This window comes from Flavivirga aquatica (assembly GCF_001747085.1).
In the GTDB taxonomy this organism is placed as follows: Bacteria; Bacteroidota; Bacteroidia; order Flavobacteriales; family Flavobacteriaceae; genus Algibacter_C; species Algibacter_C aquatica.
On record NZ_MDJD01000007.1, the window covers coordinates 25,937 to 47,693 of the forward strand.

The following is a 21,757-nucleotide window of genomic DNA, read 5'->3' on the forward strand; positions in this document are numbered from 1 at the left end:
AGATTTATATTAATTTGTTGTATCACAGTTCCACGAAGCTTCACCTTTATCCCCATTACCACTTCTTTTGTCCTTATATGCTACTGGACATAAACGTATTTCAACACCAAATACAGGGATATCTGAATTTTTATTCAAAATAACAAAATGCCCTAAAGCTCTTCCTCTTTGTTTTTTCTTTTTAGGTCGGTTTGCTTTCACCATAAACTCTACCCTAGCTTTACCTGTTACATCAAGTGTAATTTCTCCTATTTCGTTATCCCCTACATCTTTACCATTAACGAAAAGTAACTGCCCTCTACGTAAACTTCTAGATATAGATGTTCTATATCTTACGACATCATTTGGCTTTCCTTCTATAGTAAAAAATGATCTTTTTATTCTATATGTTTCTTGACGTTTTGTATCTATTGAAGATATCCTAGGTATTACATCATCGTCACAAACGTTTCCTATACCATCACCATCATAATCTCTTTGGTTGCGATTTTCTGTATAAGGACAATTATCTTCGATATCAGGCACGGTATCTCCATCATAATCAAGATTTTTTGGCAACTCTCCTTTTAAAGGTCTTCTAAAAATAGCATCATCTCTTTTAGGGATTAATAAACTATTCATTCCTGTGTGCGAAAAATCATCACTAATAATTACTCCTGTTTCTGCACCATCATCATTTGCTGCTTTTTTGAAACTAAAATGTTCTTCCGGAACACCTTCTCCTTTTACATAATCGAAATATTTCAAGTCTACAGAAGATGAATAATTGTAGTCTTCAAAGTTATCAGCTCCCATATATCTATAACGACTATTAGACGAGACTGCTGTAGGCAATGTCATATTATACCCATACTGAGCTGATGAATATCGACCTAATGCATCTTGATTTTCTACTTCTGCTCCATATGGACTATATTGTGTCACTTCACTTGCATTTGTCCATTTATTTGTAGTGGTTTCATTTTCTTTCCACTTCTTATCTTCTGTTATATAATAAGGAGTAAAATCTTTGAAATAACCTTCTTTTCTATTATTTACTTTATTACTTACGCCTTGAGTAACCTTTGTACGTTCTGTTAAATAAGCATACGATTTCTCTGCTCTCCACTCGCCGTATGTATTGAATAAATAAGGATTAAATTTAAAGTCTTCTATAGGTAAATTAGCCAAGTCGCTAGACGTTGGTGTTACAAATGGCAAACTTGGTAACCCACGTTCACATTGGCAATTCCAAAAATCTGTGTAGCCTACAGCACTTGCATTCACTATTCGTAAATCTTGTACTGTACTCTCATTTTGCGTAAAACTACTTGTATCTATATTAGATACATAATCTTCACCATTTTTAATAGGATTTTTCATCATGGTTATTGAAGCCATATTTGCTGATTGCTGATTTCTATAGCCAGATCTTATAATCTTAAAGCGTATATCTCCTTCAATTTCTAATGCATTATCTATATCGGATGCTGATTTATTAACGACTTGACCAAACCGATTCATTAGTAACAAAGCTGTATGTTCATCGTTAAAACCTACGACCCATAGTTTTTCTGATTTATCTTTATATTTCCCTATAATTTCATCGCCTAATGCAAAATAGTCTCCTGCTTTACCATCTGTATACGTATAATAGCCATTAGCTCCTTGTTTTAAAACACCCGTAATACCAATATTTTTAGTAGCTGCCCCCATATTATCATATGCCCAATAGGCTGGAAAATTCAAATTATAATACTGGTCATCATATTCGTTTACTGTTTTAGTTAATAATACTTGACCTGTTTGTGCATCCCATGCTTCGTTTGTTGTTCTTACTGTAGCTCCAAGATCACTAGCTATTTTCTCTTTCATTATAGCTGTTGTATGAATGACCTTAGTTGTAATAGCACTGTGTGCTGTGTTTTCAATACTTATATCCGTATTGAAAATCGTAGGAACTGTCAGAACAATAGGAGGAATAGGTATGGCTACTAGGTTCCCTTTTAACCCCTTAGTATCAGATTTAGAATAACTTTCTCTAAAATCTGTAACCACATCATAATCTACTGCCACAGTTTGCTTGGTCATTATTTTACCTGTTTTATCTATAACAGTAACCTTATTATCTAACTTATTTGGACTTCCTGCTACCGTACTATATATGTTTTCTACATATGATAAAGGTTCATCTAACTCTGCGTCTTCTGCAAATACACTTTGCTTTTTCATTTTACCATTCATGTCGTTGGTATGTACAACAAAGCCTTGAGATAGAGTCATCTCTGTTTTACTACGTATTGGAATTCCAATAATCCCTTTTATTAAACTCCCAAGTACATCATTTTCATTTGTAGCAAAATTACCTGGGCCGTCTATAACAGTATGATCTACTTGAGTGGGAAAATCTTTAGACGTATAATATTCTGATACGACTTTACCTGTAGCGTGTTTAGTAATACCGTCTCTTTTAAGATTAGACACCGTTACTTTACTATAGGTCACTGTTGGTGAAGGAAAGAAAGACGCTCCAAAAGGTTTTTCTATATAACTTACTTCTCTAGGTGCTATTAAACGTTCTCCTATATTATAAAATGGCTCTACAAATGGATTTTCTTTACTCCCATTTGGTTCAAATGTAGCAACACCACTACTTCCTTCTTCTTTAGATAACGTATAATCATATATTTGTCCGTACTTCATCCTATAGTGAGTATTTCCAGACGCTCCTACCATCTCATCCCATTGATCGTGCATAGCAAGAGATTTTACTCTTACACCACCACCTAATTTATAATTATTTGGATTCGTTAAACGAATCCAAGATTTTTCAGGTTTAAACTTACGTGCACATGTGTATTCAAAACTTCTCAATTTTGCATTAGGCCCTCTAAGTATATCGTTTAGCGAAGCGAAACTTGACAAAACATTTTTTGCGATGGTTTTAATGTTTTCTGTTCTATAATCTGCATTAAGTCCTAAAGACTGTGCATTTAAGTAATTTCTAGCAAAATTTAATCCCGCTTTATTAATTGGATTGATATTTTGATTTCCTCCAATTCCACCCTCCATATCTTTTAAGACCATTGGGATAGACGCAACAATATCACTTCCCATTTTTGTAACTTCTATATCTTCTCCTGTTAATTCAAAATATCCCGTTACATAATCATAATCTTTACTATTTAGGCTTTTCTCTCCTCTTTTGGTCATATTCATTAAAAACCGAAAGTATATAGGCTTTCCTTCTTGCCCCCTTAAATACCTCTCCTTAAACTTATTAGACGATATCCTATCTGTTTCAGGGATTTTTACATAAAGAAACCTCGCATCTTTGTCTGTTCTATTAGGTTCATATAATTCATTCCTTCCAGAAGGCGTACTATCTCTACCAGCTCCTAATACCTTAAACATTTGCATAGCTGCACGATCCTGTACATTTTGATAGTCGTCACTTTCATACTCCAGATCAATGCGTCCTCCAGATGGTAAATCGATAGATGTTAAAGACCAAGCTGAAGCAAATTCGTCTTGTAACAACCTGTTTTCTTGTTGTACAAAGGCAAATTCTGGAGCCGTAATTTTATCATTCGTACCACAATAGTCTAGGTTACCTAAATCATTCTCTTCTATAGAAATGCTCACATCTGTTTTATTTGTAACAGTAATTGCATCTTCTACGATTGGTTTATAATTACCCCAAACATCATAAGCTTTTAAATGATAACTAGGATTGAATCCATCATAATGAAATTCGTAGGGATTATATTTACCCATTTTAGAATCTCTATAGGTGAAATACACTTTTTTTAATGTTAACTTCCCTTTGCCTAAATTACCTGTTGTTTCATCAAGCAATTCATTTTCATCTTTAATACCTCCATGGTTATTCTCAACGTTTTTACATTGCGAATAATCATACACAAAGTGTGCTGTTTTAATTGCTGTTAATTGCTCTGGTTTAGGATCGTTTGTTTTATCATTATCTTCTAAAATATCTTTATATACCTCATATTCTGGTTTTGAGTACAAACTCACCTTATCTAATTTATACATATAATTACCACTAGATGGCTTTCCTCCATCTACTCCTGCAACGCCTCGCGCATCTTTTCTTTTAGATAACTCAAATAAAGCCACGTGCGTTTTGGTCTCTATCTTTTTTATATATTTAAGTTCCTTTTTACCAAAAACATAATTACCTTTTTGATCTCCTCGATCTGTGTTTAAACCTTCATTATAAGAAGCACTATTTTTACCATAAGGTACACGCCAATTATAAGCACTATCGAACTGCTGGTATTCAAAACGCGTATAGGCTCCTAAATCGTCATCTGATGGTCCATTGCCTGTTAAATCTTCATAATCTGAGGACAGTACTGAAGACAATAAATAGGTATGTACATATTCTGGAGTTTTTACTTTGTTAAAAAAGTTATCTCGACCACTAGAGTTGTTACGTGAATTCTCTTTCCCTGCGTATATCACTTCTCCTGTCGCACAATTACCGTTATTACTATCGGTTGCAAAAGTAACCTCTTGCTTTTCTATGTTATATGCTGGTTCTCCAAAAATATAATGAGACCCATCCCCTTGAAGCATTCTTATTTCTGCAGTATGGTGGTCTTTTCCAATAGTATTTCTATCTAACCAAGGCTCTAAATACTCTTGATTGTAATAATCACCTAACTCTTTCCTATTAATTTTTTGTATACTTTGGTTTCGTACATCTCGTTTGGTTCGTTTAAATTTTCCTCTAAAATTTTCTAATTTCTTATTGTATGAAGTCTCTATAGGTTCATTATTCTCACCAAGTACTGTTCTATACACCTTTTTAACAAACAGATTGCTAGCTTCTTTACCAAACCCCTCTCCATCAATATCTAAAGCGATAGCATTATAACCTCCAAGCTTATTCAAAAATAAATCACTGTCCTTATCTATTCTATTTTCTCCTATATATTTAAAATAAACAGGTTCATAATCTTTAGACTTTATTTCTTCTTTATCTTGTTTAAAATGACTTGTAGCATTTGTATTCCATATACCTGTATGACTTTTTGATGGTGCTACAGTAAAATTATAGCCTCCATGAAATCCTGATCCGCCTTCAACCTCTATTCCTGCGCTAAAACTATCACTACGATCTTTTACATACTCATCATTTATTTGACCAACTTGACTTCTAAAAGGTCTAAACATCCCTCCACTACCTTGTGCTTTAACCGAATACAAATCGTAAGTATAATTAGTTACTGGAAGAGCTAATGTATTTTTACTAATAATACCATCATTTTCTCTATTATAATCTAATAAATCGCTTGACGTTGCATATCCTGTAAATTCGTAACCAAAGGCTTTATCTTCTTTAAACGGGTCTTTAATTTTTTGCACTGAAGCTGAAGCCGATACTTCTACCTCTCCATCTAATCCCCAAACATCTGGACCTAGAGATAAAGCTAATGTTCCTGTAAAATTGGTGTAAGCCGTACGTTTTCTTGGAGTCATAGTTGTATTTGCAAAAGACACACTACCTGACCCGCCAATACTTGACGCTCCTACTTTAGTCGACGTTTCTTTTCCATCTCTTTCAAATTTATGTTCCTCCCCTCCACTTTCTATACTTGACGATAAATTAAACGATGATAATCCTCTTGCTGAATTATATGAAATCCCTGCATTTAACTCCCCTGTAATTGCGCTTTCTTGTACTTCTCCTAATTTACCTTTTAAACTAATACCAGGAGAAACTGTTGCTCCTTCTGTAGCTGAGCCCGAAACATTAAGACTCATTCTTGCTGAAGAGCTTTTTGCTAAGGAAAAAGACAGCCCTAATGATGGACTAAAAGAAATCCCTGTATAATTATTATAAAGTAAATTTACACCAAACTTCAAACCAGTTTGATCTGGTAATTCTATTCCAAAAACTTGAGCGTCAAATTTAGCGTCAACATTAACAGTAACATTATTTCTAATATTTTGTTCTGTTTCTATAACGTCCCCTTTAAAATCATCTGGAATACCTCGTACTTGACGGTTTATTTGCCCGACATTAAGGTTCCATCCTAAACCAACCCAAGAGGCTTCTTGATCCATAGTAACACCTGAATTATAAGCTAAGTTTAAAGGGTAACCTCCAACATCCATAATTGGGATATTATAGTTAAAATCTCCTGATGCTAAATCTACCATATCGGATGTGCCAATAGGTGTAAATGAATTAAATTCAGGTTGAGCAGCCCCTCCTGTTAAAGCAAACAAATTAGAAGGCTGTACAGTAGTAATTAACAACTGTATTGCTAAATAACTGGCTATAATTTTGGAAAACTTACTTTTTCGAATACTGTGAATCATAATGACTTTGGTAAATGATTAAATTTGTTTATTGTTGGATATTTTCTAGTAACAATGCTTCTAACTTATTCAAGCGAGTTTCTAATACTTTATTCTTATTTTTTAAAGTTTCTAACTCATCTAGTTTTTTCTGCTGCTGAATCGTATAAAGTGTTAACTCTTCTATTTTTTCTAGAAGTTTAGCATTCATATTACCCAATAGAATACCATTTTCTTCTACCTCTTTAGCTGAAGGAATATTTGGTAAGTGTCCGTTAGCTTTAATATAATTATCTACAACTTTTAAAGATGGTAAGCTGTAATCTTCTTTGAACACATAATCTGGCCATGTTCCATCAGGGTTTCTTACCCATACTTTAACCTCTTCTGTTGTCATTTTTCCTCCAACTGCAAAAGTATAACCATCAGGAAATTGATTAGTATTTACACCTAATTGCCCATTTTCAAAATCACCATAAATTAAAGGTGTATTGGTGTTTGAATTTGATATATATAACTTATTATCACCTGTTTCATTAGCTCCTGAATTTTTTCCTAAAAACACATTATTACTCCCACTAACATTACTAGTTCCACTTCCTCTTCCTAAAAACACATTACCACGCCCATCTGCGTTTCTTTGTCCAGAAAGGAATCCTAAAAAGACATTACCATTACCATCAACATTACTAGCTCCACTTCCATTTCCTAAAAATACATTTTGACTCCCATTAACATTATATCTTCCTGTAGATAGCCCTAAAAACACATTTCCACTACCAGATGTATTTGATCGACCACTATTAAACCCTATAAATGAATTTTGTCTTCCTGTAGTATTAGCAAAACCTGTGTTATCTCCTAAAAATATATTTTCTATTCCTGCTGTATTATTTTTACCGCTGTAATTTCCTATAAATGTATTTCGTGTACCTCCTTCACTTTGCTCCCCTGCTTCATATCCTATAAAAATATTCTGTGTACCAGTCTTATTCTGCATACCAGCTCTTACTCCCATAAAAAGATTTCGACTTCCAGATGATTGACTTCCACTCCACTTACCTATAAATATATTTGAATTACCAGTAGAGTTCCTTCCAGTACCACTACCAATTAATATATTATTAATTCCTGAGCCATTACTACCACTATCTACTCCGATTAGAATACCTTCCTTACCTTTATTATTGTAACCACTTCTTGATCCTAGAAAAGTATTCTCATACGTTCCTGATACTTTAGAGCCACTCCTATGTCCTAAAAAAGTATTATATCCGCCTCCACTAAATTCTTCTCCACTTGACTGACCAACAAAAACATTTCCTTCTCCACCGACATTAGATGCGCCACTATTACCACCTATAAATACATTGTTTTTTTGAGCAGTTATCGCTCCACTATTCTTTCCTAAAAAAACATTATCAAAGCCTTGTATACCCGCATTTTCACCTAAATAAGTAGTTCCTTTTTGAGTTGTCTGTCCTATTGTATTTAATGAGAAAAATAGACCTAGACTGCAGATCACTAATTGTTGCAAATAATTCATAATTTTAAAGGTGTTTCGTTGAAATTGAATTTAATTATACCATTACCAAATAATTGGTCTTGGTATATAAGTTTTATATTATCCTTATGGTTAATATTATTGAAATATAATAGCACTCGCTTAAATGGTGCTACTTTAAAATTACGCTCGAAATTTACTCCCGAGCATGAAATGGTATCATTTGAAGATGTGACTACAGTAAAATCTTTTTCTATAGTAAATGCCATATATTTTACAGCATCGTCATAAGATTTATTGGTGTATTCGCTCAGTAAAAGATCTGTTTGCTTTACGTGCTGAAATTCAACTTCTATAATACGCTCTTTTGAACTTATTTTATATAATGAATCTACTGTTTTATAATTTCCTTTAGTACTTTTTAAAAGATAGTACTGCAAAGGAACCTCTGTAGCTGTATAGTTTATATTATTAACAAATTGGTTGACACGTTTAGACTTCCAGCCTTGTTGTTTTAAACTAAAGTATTTGTATTCTTGTTTAACACCAGACTTCTTAGAATCACCACAAGACACTAATAATGTGGCTATTAAAAAAACAAAAAAGATTAACTGATTAAGGTATTTCATCTAACATAAATAGGTTAAAACTTTCAATAAAATTATTGAAAGCTTTTAAATCTCCTTAAGGGATTTACCATATTATTGTTAGGGAAAAACCTTTAATTTCCTTCGTATTTTTTATTTGAAAATTCTAAGATTTCATTTGTAATATCTATAGATTCTTCTGCAAACATAACATTACCATTACCACTAGTGCCTACTATAATTTTAAAACTTCTAGTTTTTGCATACTCTTTAATGTAATCGTTAAGCCTTTTCCACACATTTTGACTCAAATTATGGGTATAATTATCTTGAAGTTCTTGTAGTGCTTTACTTTTATAAGCTATTTGTTGTTGTAAATTTTTATTTAACGATTGTTCTTCTTCGGTTAAAGACTTAAGTTTTACATACAAAAGGTCTAATTCTTTTGCTTGCTTATTAATCTTGGTTTCTTCTGTAGTTTTAATATCCTTGGTCATATTAAAACCATTAAATAATCTTACATTATTGACATAAACAATCTCTTCTTTATTGTTGAATCGCAAATAACTTACTAAAGCTATCACAATAATGGTTAGTATTAAAACAGTATTAATAATGGTAAGACGGTTAAGATTATTCATGGAATTTTTTTATTGTTTTGTTTATATTATTAAATGCTACTATTAAAGAATCATTATACGCTTTTATTAAGGTTATATCTCCTGCTTTATCTTTCTCTCTTTTTCTATAGAGTTTCTTATCTATTTTTAGCAAAATAAGTCGTGTTGTCTTATTATAGCCTTTAACAAAGCCATGATAACTTATTTTTGGCCAAACCACATTTCTAACTTTAGGTTTTATTTTGTTTTTTCTTGATGATTTTATTTTATTTGTTGCAACCACCTTTCTAGTCTCTTTTGAGGCTTTAAAAGGGTTTTTGTTTATTATTTCAAGCATAAACGTATCTTTAGTAAGTTTATATTTAGGCTTATAATCTATACTGGACATCTCTTTTTTTCTATTATCTTTTGAATCTGCCGATTTACCGAAATATTTATAAATCACTGAACTCCAAATAACAATAAGAAGAATTATTAAAATACTATTTAAATACCTTTTGTTCAAACTCAATTCGCTTTATTATTTAACAATTATAGATCTAACTATACTATGGTCACTTATATTTTTTGCAACATCTTTAGCCGTTACACGCCAATAATATGTGCCTACTGTTTTGAATTCATACTGAATAGAATTACTCGAGGTATTACTAGAGAATTCCTCTATAGTAAAATCTATATCTTTAAAAATTTCTATGAAACTTGTAATCGGCGACTTAACATTTCCTGTATCAGTGCCATTTTGCCAATTAAATGTGACTACAGAAGGTGCAATCTCATCTAAATCTACTGGTGATGATAGGATTGGTTGATTTGGAGCTACAGTGTCTACAAAAAGGGATTGTTCGGAAAATTCGGTTTCTGATACAGTCCCATCATCTAAAGTATTAATTGCCATCACCTTCCATATATACTCTGCATCTTCATCTATATCAGAATCGTCTACAGTAACCCTTGTAGCTGTAATATTTGGAGCTTCATGAGCTATTGTTTCTCCATTTAACTTCTTAATCAAGATAAAATTATAGAAATCTGCTTTCCCTAGTTTTTTCCATGAAAAGACAACACCCTTACTAGGTTCATTTTCATAAAAATTATCAGTAGGAAATTCTAAATCGACTATTTGGTTCGATAAATCATCAGATTCTTCAATTGAAAAATTCACTGGAAAAATATAAGCTGTTTTATATGCGAAATTTTCTCCTCTTATACGCCATTGATAAGTCCCAGAATCTAGAGTATATGTAAACGAATTTGCTTTTACTAAAGAATCAACTACATTTATTTGGTTACTGTTGGTAACTTGAACCCTATAATCTTTAGCGCCATCAATATATTCCCATGAAAACTGAACACTATTGCCTATAAGTTTTGCGCCTTCTAAAGGTACTGTAATCTGCATTACATTATCTGTAATATCTTCCTCTAAAATATCATCACATCCTAATGACAAAAAAAGAAAGAGGAATATTAAAACTATATTATTTTGCTTTTTCATAATTCTGCAATATTATTTTTAAAAAAAGATTTTGTTTTTTTGTGGTATAATTTTTTTTTGAATAAAACTCTGAGCTTACCACTCTAGAATCATTAAAATATTTTTCCGTTTCATAAAGTAGCTTAAGTAGTTTTTCATAGTCTCCTTCTAACTCTATTTGATTAGAATAAATTAAAAACTCTTTAGTTTTAAATAAATGAACATTTTCAATAGCCACAATATTTACTTTTGGGTCTGTTCTAGAAATAAAATCAAGTATTTTTTGCTGAACAAGAATTGGATTTAAAGAATGACCTCCTATTAAATTATCTAAACTCTTAATCTCTTCTTTTAAAACATACAAACTATCAAAAGAATTATTTGTACTTGCTAGTTTTTTCTCGACATGTTTAAGTTGGTTTTTAGCAACCCATGTATGTTTAAATGTCTTTTTATATGATGCTAAAAAAAGCAATACAAACCCTATAATAGCTAAAAAAAACTTACGTTTATATGTTAAATCTTTAAACACTTTAAATTGTTATTTTTATAATGAATGTATTTATTCTTTTACTTTCTTGTGAATAATCAACGATATCTAATTTTTCTATCCATTTAAGTGTCTTAATTTTTTTTATCCAGACATTAAACACGTCATCATTTCTAACTTCACCTTTAATATTGATCACATTAAAATGAAAATCTATTTTTTTATCTCGTTCAATTTTTCTTAATCTAGGAATCACATTTATTGTTTTTAATGTAATTTCTGGAAAAACAGAATTTCCTATATCTACTATATATTTTGCGATAAAACTCTTATTATTAATATTACTTGTTCGTAATATTTTCTCTTTCAAAGCTTTTTCTTGTTTTAGTTTATCAATCTCTTTTGCTGTTTTTTGAGATAACGCATATACCGATTCTTTTTCGCTTAAAGTATTTAAATAAGAACTATGCAATAAATGACTTGTAAAAAGTGCTATTAAAAAAAATAGAAGAGAAAATACGCCTGCGATTTTAAACCATTTTTTAAACTTAAATTCATTAGCATTGTCTTTTAAAAAAGTTGTATCGAATTCAATAGTATCATTAGGAAATTTATAATTAAAAAAAGATGCTATAAGCGGTATCTCATTTTGATTAAACCTATCTTCATTAATAATATAATCTTCATTTAAATTACTCTCTTTTTTAAAATCATTAATTCCTTTCTCATTAATATGAATCGTATAATTTGGAGATGATATAGTTGAATAATTTTTAACAATAGGAAGCAAACTAGCCATCACAAATGGCCCAAAAGAAAGACCTATTACATACAAGTTTAAATCGTTTATTTCTTTAATAAAATTATTAATAGCCTCTTTTCTGACTACTGATACAAATACGGTATTGTCTTGCTTATATTCATAAAAATAAAAATCATCTAAATCTGCCTTAAATATTAAGCTTTTTCTATATCCTGTTTTATTTTCAAGACTCTTGTTTATTATATTATCGCCTTCAATATGTAAAATTAAAGGGTAATCTTTTTTTAAATATTCTTTAAAAGCGTCATCAATCTCATTCGACCTATGCCTAGCTTCAATTTTTAACTCATTATTTTCAAAGAATACATTTATTAAATAATACTCTGGTATACCATCTATAATAGATATACTTAACACATAGTATCTTTTATTATTTAATATGTTTTTTAACTTAGCTATCATTTAATATGTTACTGTAGGTTTAATAAAAATATGAAGCTTTGATTTCTCTTTTCGTTTTGTTCTACCACTAAATAACCATTTAATAATAGGTATTCTTGATAATAATGGCGTTCCTGTTCCTGAGTTTTCATTTTCTAATTCATCTAACCCTCCTAATAGAATCATCTCATTATTTTTAACACTAATCATAGATTCAAATTGCTGAGTTGATTTCCCTGGTGGCGCATTTTCTCCTGCCCTTCCTAAAAATGAACTTTTTTCTACACCAATGGTAAGTGTTACATTTTCATCTTTAGAAACAAAAGGCTTTATATTTATACTCAAATTAGCTTCTGTAGATTTCCAAGTTCCAGATTGAAGAATATTATTATTAACTCCAGAATTAATTAATCTATTATTTTGCTCAAAGTAATAATTAGTTTCTCCTATAGATGAAGAGGCTTCATGACCATTTAAAGTAACTAGCTTTGGGGTTGATGATAACTTAATAAGGGAATTATTTTCTAAAGCTTTTAAGTTTAAATAAAATTTCTCTGTGACTTTACCCAAATTTACAATACCTAAACCATTGAAAGCATCTATTAAACTATTAACAGATGTTGCATTAAGATTAGTATCGTTTGTTGGAAAAAGCACACCAGAAGTTGTTCTTTGTGTATCATCAATTCCAGCTTGCATTCCTGTTTGAATTTCATATGCTTTTTGATATTGCACAATAATAACTTCTATTTGAATAACAGGTACTACACGGTCTATTTCATAGATATAATCTTTAAATTCTTGAATATGATTTCTCGATCCAGAAACCACAAAACCATTGAGTTCTACAAACTCTTTAATTTCAAGGTTTCCTGTTAAAGCACTAGGCATTGTGCTTAAAACTGTTTCTATTGTTCTGTTTTCTAATTGTATTAACTCTGTTTTTCTTAATCCTTCTGTAGCATGCTCTCCTATTAAATATAAATCATCTACTTTCTTATAAGTATATTTTTCTCCTTTAAAAAGATGGTCTAATAAATTATCGAACGTAATACCATTCGCTACTAAAGTTGTTAAAACACCTTCTGGTGTGTTATACATAAAAAAGTTGATCTTTAGTTTTTCAGCTGCATCTATAATCATTTCGGCTGCATCAGCTTCAAAAGCTTTTATGTTTAAAAATCCCTGAGGGTTAGTATCTATTTCAAAACCACCACCTCCTTGTTGTTGTGTTGATTTACCATTTCTCGATCTACTTCTCCTATTAGAGATTGTAGTTCTATTCACTTTAACTGGTTCTGGATCAATAATATCTTTTTCCAGATAATAGTTGTTATTTTCGTCTTTTGTTAAGACTAAACTATTAGATTTCGCCATCATTTTAAGCACCTCATCAATAGGTCTATTTAAAATATAGGCAGACACTTTTTGTTCCTTAATATTTGGAGCTAATACTATGTTTTTACTAGAAGCATCTGTAATAGCTTGTGCAACTCGTGGTAAAGAATCATTCTTTAATTTAATTGACAAAAACTTATTTTGTTTGTTATATGAAACATCTATTTTTTTTAATGGCTTAGGCTCTGCAATCACAACTACTTCTGGCTTTTTATTAAACACCAAAATATTATTTAGCACATCGACTTCTAATTGATGTTTTTTAATTAGAAACAGAAATACATCTTTTACGTTAACATCATAAAAATTACTTGTAACTAATTGGTTTAATTTAGCGTCTGCACTTACGTTTAATTGGTGTTCTTCTGCTAGGGCATTAATAAAATCGTAAAGCGTTAAACCGCTTAAATCAATTCTAACATTCTCTTGTAAACCTTTCTTTGTTTTTGAGAGTTCTTCTAGTTTTTCTGTAAACTCTTTAATATTTGTTTGCGAAAAACTGACATTAAAAAGAAGGCAACATATAAATATTGTTAAAATTCTATATAGCATATTTTATGAATTAATAAGTATAGGATATACCTCATCTAAAGAGGTTAATCCGTTTGTAAATAAATTAAAAGCCTTATCTGAAAGTCTTTTACCTTTTATAGCATCAGATCGCTCTAGTGTATTTTTTTTTATTGCCTCTGCCACTTCATAAGTAATAGGTAATATTTCGTAAATAGCTCTTCGTCCTTTATATCCTGTGTGATAGCAATCATGACACCCCACAGCTATGTGATGCTTTTTTATAGACATACTAGTCTTAAATGTTCTGGGCAAATCTTCATTATTAAAATCAACTTCTTTTTTACACGTATTACAAAGTGTTCTTACTAACCTTTGAGCTACAGATATGTTTATTGTTTCGGCTATTAAAAAAGAGGGCACCCCCATATCTACTAATCTAGATATAGTACCTATTGATGAGTTTGTATGTATTGTTGATAATACTAGATGCCCTGTTAAAGAAGCTCTAATAGCCATTTGAGCTGTTTGCACATCTCTAATTTCACCTAACATAATTATATCTGGGTCTTGCCTTAAAAAAGATCGTAATGCCGACGTAAATGTTAATCCTATATTTTCCTTTAATTGTACTTGGTTAACACCTTTTAGGGTATATTCTATAGGATCTTCTACGGTGACAATATTTCTGTTAATTTTATTTAGATGCTTTAAAGTTGCATATAGAGTTGTTGTTTTACCTGATCCTGTTGGTCCGCTAATAAGTACAATACCGTTTGTTTTTTTTACTGCTTCTAAATACAGCAACACATCTTCTTCTTCAAAACCCAGTTGATAAATATCTAAGTGAGAAGCATCTCTACCTAGTATTCTCATCACAACTTTTTCTCCATGATGGGTTGGTAAAATGGAGACTCTTATATCGAAATCTTCATATTCAATTCTACCATCTTGAGGTAAGCGCTTTTCGGTGATATCTAAATTAGATTTGATCTTAATTTGATTAATCAACTCTAAATAGTTATCTCTTTTTATATGGTTTTTTTCAATAAGCTGGCCATCTATACGTAATCTTACCCTAACGTCTTCTTCATAAATCTCAATATGAATATCACTTGCGTTGATATTTTTTGCTTCAAATATTAAATCTTCTAGAAAATCATTACCATAAGAAATCAGCCTTGGCTTTTCATCATTTTTTCTATAATAAATAGACAGCGCCTTTTTAATAACAGATGAACCAATGGGTTCTAAAATAATTCTTTTATTAAAAATGAGTTTTAACTCTTCTTTAATGTTATTTATTTCTGAAGTTTTTGTTTCATCTATAAAAAAAACACTCTCTTGGTCTGCTATATCCTTAGGGATAATTAAGAAATGATTTGCAACATCCGAACTAATAGATTGTTGTATTTCGACAGATAGCTCAATATGCATAAGGTTATCTACGCTCATTAAAATGTTATATTAATTTGAAACACATAAGTTATAACCACATTTACAATAAGAAAAAGTGATAAATAGCCTGCTAATGGTATTGTTTTTCTTTTTTTAAATAACACCATTATAATATGAACTAATAAAGAAAAAAAGAGTCCTATAATAAAAAACAGAATAAATTCTTTAAGATTGAATAAAGGTGTAATTGCTATAAAAAACACAATGTCACCTAGCCCAATGAAACGATCAACTGGATTTATAAGATTTTTTGATTTAATAGAATAATATAATACAAGTCCTAATACGTTAACCATTACAAAACCAATATTATAACCAACATTAATAAAAGTTAATTCTTTAGATGAATAGTTAACAAATAAGGATAAACCAAAAACACATACTGGCAGTACCACATGGATTCTTCTACGCGTAACATCTTGATATACTATAAAAAGTAAAACTGCTATTAAAAATATGTATATGGTGTTATACATTAAATTAATCTTTTACAATTTCTTTCAATATTCTGTCTTGATCTATCTCCCAGGTATTATAAACACCATCTCCATCAAAATCTTGAAGCGCTGTTGCTGTAGCTTTAAATGCGTTAAGTGACGCACTAATAACTTCTATTTTATATACTGCTTGTCCGCCTTGATCTATAGTAGATTCATGTTCAAAACCTAATTCATTAAAATCTGCTGTGTATTTTGCATGACGAAAAAAATGACTCTTTTCTAAACCATGAATCATACTTAACATATTTTGAGCTTCAATAGACCTCGCGTTTGCTACTACTGAAGTTTGATTAGGCACAACCAAATAAATTAATATCCCTATAATACATAATACTATTAATATTTCTGACATGGAGTATGCCTTTAACTGGTGCTTCTTTTTATTCAATTTTAACAGTCTCTTGTTAAAATCTTTATAATTAAATAATCGTTTCATATCTTTAATTTTATCATTTTTTAATGATGAATATTTCATTTATATATCTTCTCTTCTATTAATTTTCAATAACCTTACTTAAATTAAATATCGGCGAATACATGGCTATCATAATAAAACCGACAATAGTACCTATTATAACAATCATCATAGGCTCTAAAATGGTTCCTATCATTTTAGTTGAGTGATCTATATCTTCATTATATTGATTTGCTAGTCCGTCATACATATTATCTAGTTCATTAATTTGTTCTCCAATTGCTGTTAACGAAATTATTTTAGGTAAAAAAAACGCATGCTTTTTCAAACTATTTGCCAAAGTTTCTCCCTTAAGAATATCTTTTCTAGCTTCAACAATTGCTGTTTTCAAAGGGTAAAACGAAATCATTTTTTCCGTTAATTCTAATGCTGTAATTAATGGTGTTTTTGCAGATAATAACAAGCTAAAAGATTGACAAAATCGTGCTAAATAAATCTTTTTAACAAGTGTTCCAAAATACGGTATACTTAATAGAATCTTAGAAGTAGTACTTCTATAAATGGGATTTTCCTTGAGCATTTTATTTGCTAAAAATACTGCTAAAAAAATACCAAACACAACTAAAACAATGCTATTAAAATGATTAGAAACATTTACAACAAACTGCGTAATCTCAGGCAGATCTTTTCCAAATTGTTGAAATACTGATGCAAACATGGGAACCACATAATTAAGCATAAAATAAAGGACTCCAAAGGTGATAAACAATACAAAAACTGGATATGCTAGAACTGATACAACTTGTCTTTTCATTTTAATTTTTCTGGAAAAAAACTTTTGTAATTGATCAAATATTTCAGGTAATCGTCTTGTATCTTCTCCTATTTTTATACTATAATATTCATATGGTGAGAAGTATTTATATCCCTGTATTGCCTCATGTAATGGCTTACCTTTTACCACATCATCATTTATAGTTTTATAAATAGACTTTATAAATTTAGATTTTTGTTGACTAGTTAAAATTTCTAAAGATTGATTAAAATCTACCCCAGATTTAATCAATGTAGAAAACTCTCTATAAAAATCTTCTTTTTGTTTATCAGAAAACCTTTTTAGATTAGGCATAGAAAAACTAACATCCATACTTGACGAATCTCTTTTCTTTACTTTTGTATTATATGTTGATGCATCAATCTTCACTTATTATATTCCCTCTTTTAAAAGATTATTTTCTATAGCTCCTTCAAAATACGTGTCGTTTATAACACTAGCTTTATTTTTATTTAAAAAATAAGTTGCATTTATAGTATCATTCAATAATATTAAAGTTAATAAGAATGTCTTATCTAAAAGGTTAGCATTGTCTTCTTGTAAAAAATTATGTTTTATTATGTTGACTTTAAAAGTATCCGTTTTTATTGCATGATATCTTAAAATATTATTATCCAAAACCTTATATTCTATAGTTGAATTATCATAATACTGTAGAACCAAATTGTCATTAACTAGATTAAAATCATTAGCTTTTTCAATATCATTTATAATAGTTGTATTAAACAAATTGTATTGCAACTCACTCGCGTTTTCGTTTTCAAAAAGAGACATTTGTTTTCCCAATACATTAAACAAAGTATAAGTAATAGTTATAACTATACCCATAAGCATCAAACTTAACAGAGTTTCTAATATGGTAAAGCTTTTTAATTTTTCAACTTTCATAATAAGGGATTAACTTATTAATAACATAACTCTTACCTCCTGTTCTTATAGTGAACACAACAAACACTGTTTGATCTTTTTTATTAACTGTTACTTCTTTTTCAATAGCATATTTTTTTCGTATAAAAACATCATTATCATAATTTTGCTGTTTTACCATCTCTTCTACCAAAATATTCACATGATGTTTTGCCTCATAATAATCAACTGTTTTATTCTGCTTAACAACATTTAAATACACCATACAAGCAACCAAAGCGGCAATAGATATAATTGAAATTGCCATTACAGATTCTACTAATGACGATGCTTTTAACATTTTAAAACTCTTTAATAACAGCATATTCTTTCTTATTAGTTGTGTTATTAAATAAGGGTAATTCTATAAACATTTCAGACAAAGCCTCCTTATCTATTGAAGCATTTAGAATAACATTTTCGTAGTTAGAAGCATTTGTTTCTAAAAAAAAACGGTCTGTATAAATATTACCAATAATATCTCCTTTTAATTGTGTTCGCCCATAACAATAAACATTACCTATAATAATTGCTTTTTCATCAATGGTAAGCTGTCGTTTTAGTGAACTATTATACATATTCCCATCTATCACAATACCTCCTGCTAATTTACTATTTGCCATAATTTTAACAGAAACACTGTCTACATCATTCTTAATATAAATACTCGAGGGATATAATAAAGACACATTATTTTCTACAAAAACTTCTTCTTTTGCTATAATTTGAATGTTCCCTCTAAAACCAGATCGCACTCTAACACTAGGAGCTATTACAACAACGTCATTTAACTTTGCAGAACTATCTATTTCTAATTTATTTGAAGAACTTAAAACAAAATTCCCTTTACAAGTAACATCCTTAAATACAGAAATATTATCTAGATTAATTACTTTAGTAGGAGAATCAAACTCATTAACAACTATAGGTTTCTTATAAATATTATTTGGATTTAAACGAGGTAAATTTGAAATATCCAAATAAATGTCCTTCTCTATTTTAGGAAGTCTTTTACTCGATTTTAATTGTTTCCCTTTAAGTTGTATTGTATTTCCTTTTTGCCCATTAATGTATACTTGTTCTGTTTTACTATCAGGAATTTTAAGATCTCCCAAAATTCTTATATTCCCTGACAACTTTAAAGTTTTATCATAATTTGTAACATAAAGAGCTAAATCATTAACATCGTTTTTAATATTTCCAACTAAGGCTATTTTATTTATAGTATCGTTCTTAAAAATTGTTTTACAAATTAATATATCGTAAAAACCCCAATTCTTTTTTTCTAAATATGATATTATACCGTCTTCAAAAACATCAATTTCTTTAACCTCATTATAATTAATAGATTCACTATTATTTAAAAAATAATTAAAAGAAGATCTATTTCTGCTAATTAAATCTTCTTTAAAAAAAAGACTATTGTTAAGTATATTCTGATAATGCGATATTAAAATTAAACAGCCACAAAAAATAGAAATAATAACGCAAATAAAAATGGCATTAATTAAAGAAGCTGCCTTTAATTTACACTTAGTCTTTACTATATAATTATTATTATTTTTCAGTTTATTATTATTTTTTGACTTACCACTATCGGGTATATTTTTATCGTATTTTTTATGTCTAAAAGTAATAGACATATTTTTACAATCATTAAGGTTAAGCCTTAAAATAAAAAGGGATTTCCTTACTTAACAATATTATTTTTTATGAAAAAAAAGAGGAGTCCTATACATAGAAATTTTCGTTTGTATTTTTAACTAAAAAATATTTATCCATTCATAAAATTAAATGAATCCTTTTTCTTGAGCTAATAATAATAAACTTCGATCTCCTTTGCCTTCAACGTTAAAAACATCTTTTAAAATTCGTTTTCTACGTTCCAACGCAGCAATTGATAATGGTAAAAGTTTAGGTAATTCATTCATTTTTGTACCATTAGATAATTCATGTAGTATTTTCCTATCAATATTATCTATAACAAAATCGTTAGCTGCTTGCTTTCTAAATATATTTATAATGGTCTTACTATAAAAAGGAAGATCAAAAACCACTGTTTTCACAGCTTCAATTAACACCTCTTTTGTTAAATCACTTTTTATTAAAAAAGCCTCTGGGTTTATACTTTTAAAAACACAAGACACTAAATATGAATCACTAAATGAAGTAGATACTATTATTTTAGTCCCTTTCAATTTTTTTCTTATTAAAACACCTAAATCTTCACCATTTAAAATTTTATTGTTCTTTGAAGGTTTTAATTTGAGATCTAAAAAAACAAGATCAAACACCTCTTCTTTTGACCTTTTATTAATTTTTAAAATTGCAGATTCACAACTATCAGCTGTAAAAACAACAAACTCTTTTAAATTGTTTTTCAAAGCTACCTCTTCTAAAGCTCGCTTATAAGCATCAATTATCAATGGATGATCATCAATTAACAAAACCCTATATGGATTACGCATAAATTAAAATATTAAATTAAAAAAATCTCTTTTGCTATTATTTAGTTCTAATCTAATTTTCACACATTCCACCAATAAAACTAACTTGATAGTACTACTTTTATTGCTAAAAATACATTCTATTTTGTTTTTAAAAACTACAAATTATGTAATAAAAAAAACAGAATTAAAGTAATATTATTACTCATTTTTTATTCATTAAAAACTGAGTATCTAATAATTTTATCCTGCCTTACGCTTACACAAACATAAAATATTGAAATTGAAAACTTGAGCTTATTAAGTTTCTTTTAGGGAAAGCCATGAATCTACTAGTGAAACACCTTTTTCTATGAGGGAAGTTAATTTAACCTTAAAGCAGGAGATTGAGACAATGTACTAATCATATATTCTACATTATTAATATAGGTTTTAGTAAAAGGAACATTTTGAGAAGACTTTTTAATCGTGCAATTTAATGTACTATAACTCACTTTACTTACATGATTTTTGTTTACAATGTAACTTTTATGAATTCTTAAAAAGTTTTTCGGAAGTAAGTTTTCAAAAGTTTTTAATGTCTTAAAAGCGCTTATCGTCTCCCCATTATTCATGTAAAAATCCGTAGTATTATTATCAGCTCTTAAAAACAAAATCTCATCTGTATTTAAATATTGATAATCTTTATATGATTTTAAACAAATAGTCTTATTTATTTTAATTGGATGTTTTTTTTTAAACTTTAAAGCGGCTTTTCTTATTTCTAAATCTGCTATGGGGTTTAACAGATAATCAAAAAAACCAGTTTTAATTGCTTCATAAGTTTTCTCTTTAGATGACGATATAGCTATAAACTCAGAATCTTTTTTCAAGTATTGTTTAACCTCATTAACAAAACTAAACGGTCTATCTATAATAGTATCAATGTTTAAGAAAATCAAATCAGGCATTTCCTTTAAAATAATATCCATACTTTCACTATAATCATGAGCATACCCTATGCATCTATATTCTGGAAAATCGTCAAATACATTTTTTATTTTATTGATAACGTACTCTTCAGTTTCGATAACTAGATATTTATTCAATTCTTT

18 protein-coding genes are annotated in these 21,757 nt (G+C 29.4%); all 18 read right to left on the minus strand.

Features of this window, described 5'->3' with window-relative positions; translation table 11 throughout:
• Positions 1-9: 9 nt before the first annotated feature.
• The 18 genes from A8C32_RS00900 to A8C32_RS00985 all read right to left on the minus strand — a co-directional run bounded on the left by A8C32_RS00900 (position 10) and on the right by A8C32_RS00985 (position 21,751).
• Positions 10-6,333, minus strand: coding sequence for a thrombospondin type 3 repeat-containing protein (locus A8C32_RS00900; protein WP_069828572.1), 6,324 nt, complete (start codon positions 6,331-6,333; stop codon positions 10-12).
• Positions 6,334-6,361: 28 nt separating this feature from the next.
• Entirely contained in the window at positions 6,362-7,858 is a 1,497-nt protein-coding gene (locus A8C32_RS00905; RefSeq protein WP_069828573.1) for an autotransporter outer membrane beta-barrel domain-containing protein, read from the minus strand.
• Positions 7,855-8,445 (minus strand): hypothetical protein, encoded by a 591-nt coding sequence (locus A8C32_RS00910; protein WP_069828574.1) that lies wholly within the window; start codon positions 8,443-8,445, stop codon positions 7,855-7,857. Before A8C32_RS00910 ends, A8C32_RS00905 begins: the two co-directional genes overlap by 4 nt.
• A gap of 92 nt (positions 8,446-8,537) precedes the next feature.
• Positions 8,538-9,044, minus strand: coding sequence for an OmpH/Skp family outer membrane protein (locus A8C32_RS00915; protein WP_069828575.1), 507 nt, complete (start codon positions 9,042-9,044; stop codon positions 8,538-8,540).
• Positions 9,037-9,528 carry a hypothetical protein gene (locus A8C32_RS00920; RefSeq protein WP_123803292.1) on the minus strand — a complete coding sequence of 164 codons (492 nt, stop codon included), beginning with the start codon at positions 9,526-9,528 and terminating at the stop codon, positions 9,037-9,039. Before A8C32_RS00920 ends, A8C32_RS00915 begins: the two co-directional genes overlap by 8 nt.
• Positions 9,529-9,543: 15 nt before the next feature.
• Positions 9,544-10,521: a pilus assembly protein gene (locus A8C32_RS00925; RefSeq protein WP_069828577.1), complete on the minus strand. Its 978-nt coding sequence runs from the start codon at positions 10,519-10,521 to the stop codon at positions 9,544-9,546.
• On the minus strand, positions 10,505-11,032 hold the full coding sequence (locus A8C32_RS00930) for a hypothetical protein (protein WP_069828578.1): 528 nt from the start codon (positions 11,030-11,032) through the stop codon (positions 10,505-10,507). Before A8C32_RS00930 ends, A8C32_RS00925 begins: the two co-directional genes overlap by 17 nt.
• Position 11,033: 1 nt before the next feature.
• Positions 11,034-12,215 carry a PolC-type DNA polymerase III family protein gene (locus tag A8C32_RS00935; RefSeq protein ID WP_069828579.1) on the minus strand — a complete coding sequence of 394 codons (1,182 nt, stop codon included), beginning with the start codon at positions 12,213-12,215 and terminating at the stop codon, positions 11,034-11,036.
• Positions 12,216-14,144, minus strand: a complete 1,929-nt coding sequence (locus A8C32_RS00940) for a type II secretion system protein GspD (protein ID WP_069828580.1) — start codon at positions 14,142-14,144, stop codon at positions 12,216-12,218.
• A gap of 3 nt (positions 14,145-14,147) precedes the next feature.
• A complete protein-coding gene (locus tag A8C32_RS00945) occupies positions 14,148-15,557 on the minus strand; it encodes a GspE/PulE family protein (RefSeq protein ID WP_069828581.1) in 1,410 nt (469 codons plus the stop codon).
• Positions 15,557-16,036 carry a prepilin peptidase gene (locus A8C32_RS00950; RefSeq protein ID WP_069828582.1) on the minus strand — a complete coding sequence of 160 codons (480 nt, stop codon included), beginning with the start codon at positions 16,034-16,036 and terminating at the stop codon, positions 15,557-15,559. The genes A8C32_RS00945 and A8C32_RS00950 overlap by 1 nt, the downstream gene beginning before the upstream one ends.
• A gap of 4 nt (positions 16,037-16,040) precedes the next feature.
• Positions 16,041-16,496, minus strand: coding sequence for a type IV pilin protein (locus tag A8C32_RS00955; RefSeq protein WP_083253233.1), 456 nt, complete (start codon positions 16,494-16,496; stop codon positions 16,041-16,043).
• A gap of 58 nt (positions 16,497-16,554) precedes the next feature.
• A complete protein-coding gene (locus tag A8C32_RS00960; protein WP_069828583.1) occupies positions 16,555-17,679 on the minus strand; it encodes a type II secretion system F family protein in 1,125 nt (374 codons plus the stop codon).
• A gap of 3 nt (positions 17,680-17,682) precedes the next feature.
• Complete coding sequence (locus tag A8C32_RS00965) at positions 17,683-18,198, minus strand: hypothetical protein (protein ID WP_069828584.1); 516 nt, start codon at positions 18,196-18,198, stop codon at positions 17,683-17,685.
• Positions 18,188-18,541: a hypothetical protein gene (locus tag A8C32_RS00970; protein WP_069828585.1), complete on the minus strand. Its 354-nt coding sequence runs from the start codon at positions 18,539-18,541 to the stop codon at positions 18,188-18,190. The genes A8C32_RS00965 and A8C32_RS00970 overlap by 11 nt, the downstream gene beginning before the upstream one ends.
• The gene (locus tag A8C32_RS00975; protein ID WP_069828586.1) at positions 18,519-19,859 is read right to left on the minus strand and encodes a hypothetical protein; all 1,341 of its coding nucleotides are present in this window, start codon (positions 19,857-19,859) and stop codon (positions 18,519-18,521) included. Before A8C32_RS00975 ends, A8C32_RS00970 begins: the two co-directional genes overlap by 23 nt.
• Positions 19,860-20,006: 147 nt before the next feature.
• Positions 20,007-20,684, minus strand: a complete 678-nt coding sequence (locus A8C32_RS00980) for a response regulator (protein WP_069828587.1) — start codon at positions 20,682-20,684, stop codon at positions 20,007-20,009.
• Between the two features lie 341 nt (positions 20,685-21,025).
• Positions 21,026-21,751 carry a LytR/AlgR family response regulator transcription factor gene (locus A8C32_RS00985; RefSeq protein ID WP_069828588.1) on the minus strand — a complete coding sequence of 242 codons (726 nt, stop codon included), beginning with the start codon at positions 21,749-21,751 and terminating at the stop codon, positions 21,026-21,028.
• Positions 21,752-21,757 lie beyond the last annotated feature (6 nt).

What these genes read in the sequence shown, in the direction of transcription:
- A8C32_RS00900 (WP_069828572.1), bottom strand. Translation starts at nt 6,333, where the DNA reads ATGATTCACAGTATTCGAAAAAGTAAGTTTTCCAAAATTATAGCCAGT.
- A8C32_RS00905 (WP_069828573.1), bottom strand. Translation starts at nt 7,858, where the DNA reads ATGAATTATTTGCAACAATTAGTGATCTGCAGTCTAGGTCTATTTTTC.
- A8C32_RS00910 (WP_069828574.1), bottom strand. Translation starts at nt 8,445, where the DNA reads ATGAAATACCTTAATCAGTTAATCTTTTTTGTTTTTTTAATAGCCACA.
- A8C32_RS00915 (WP_069828575.1), bottom strand. Translation starts at nt 9,044, where the DNA reads ATGAATAATCTTAACCGTCTTACCATTATTAATACTGTTTTAATACTA.
- A8C32_RS00925 (WP_069828577.1), bottom strand. Translation starts at nt 10,521, where the DNA reads ATGAAAAAGCAAAATAATATAGTTTTAATATTCCTCTTTCTTTTTTTG.
- A8C32_RS00935 (WP_069828579.1), bottom strand. Translation starts at nt 12,215, where the DNA reads ATGATAGCTAAGTTAAAAAACATATTAAATAATAAAAGATACTATGTG.
- A8C32_RS00940 (WP_069828580.1), bottom strand. Translation starts at nt 14,144, where the DNA reads ATGCTATATAGAATTTTAACAATATTTATATGTTGCCTTCTTTTTAAT.
- A8C32_RS00945 (WP_069828581.1), bottom strand. Translation starts at nt 15,557, where the DNA reads ATGAGCGTAGATAACCTTATGCATATTGAGCTATCTGTCGAAATACAA.
- A8C32_RS00950 (WP_069828582.1), bottom strand. Translation starts at nt 16,036, where the DNA reads ATGTATAACACCATATACATATTTTTAATAGCAGTTTTACTTTTTATA.
- A8C32_RS00955 (WP_083253233.1), bottom strand. Translation starts at nt 16,496, where the DNA reads ATGAAACGATTATTTAATTATAAAGATTTTAACAAGAGACTGTTAAAA.
- A8C32_RS00965 (WP_069828584.1), bottom strand. Translation starts at nt 18,198, where the DNA reads ATGAAAGTTGAAAAATTAAAAAGCTTTACCATATTAGAAACTCTGTTA.
- A8C32_RS00970 (WP_069828585.1), bottom strand. Translation starts at nt 18,541, where the DNA reads ATGCTGTTATTAAAGAGTTTTAAAATGTTAAAAGCATCGTCATTAGTA.
- A8C32_RS00975 (WP_069828586.1), bottom strand. Translation starts at nt 19,859, where the DNA reads ATGTCTATTACTTTTAGACATAAAAAATACGATAAAAATATACCCGAT.
- A8C32_RS00980 (WP_069828587.1), bottom strand. Translation starts at nt 20,684, where the DNA reads ATGCGTAATCCATATAGGGTTTTGTTAATTGATGATCATCCATTGATA.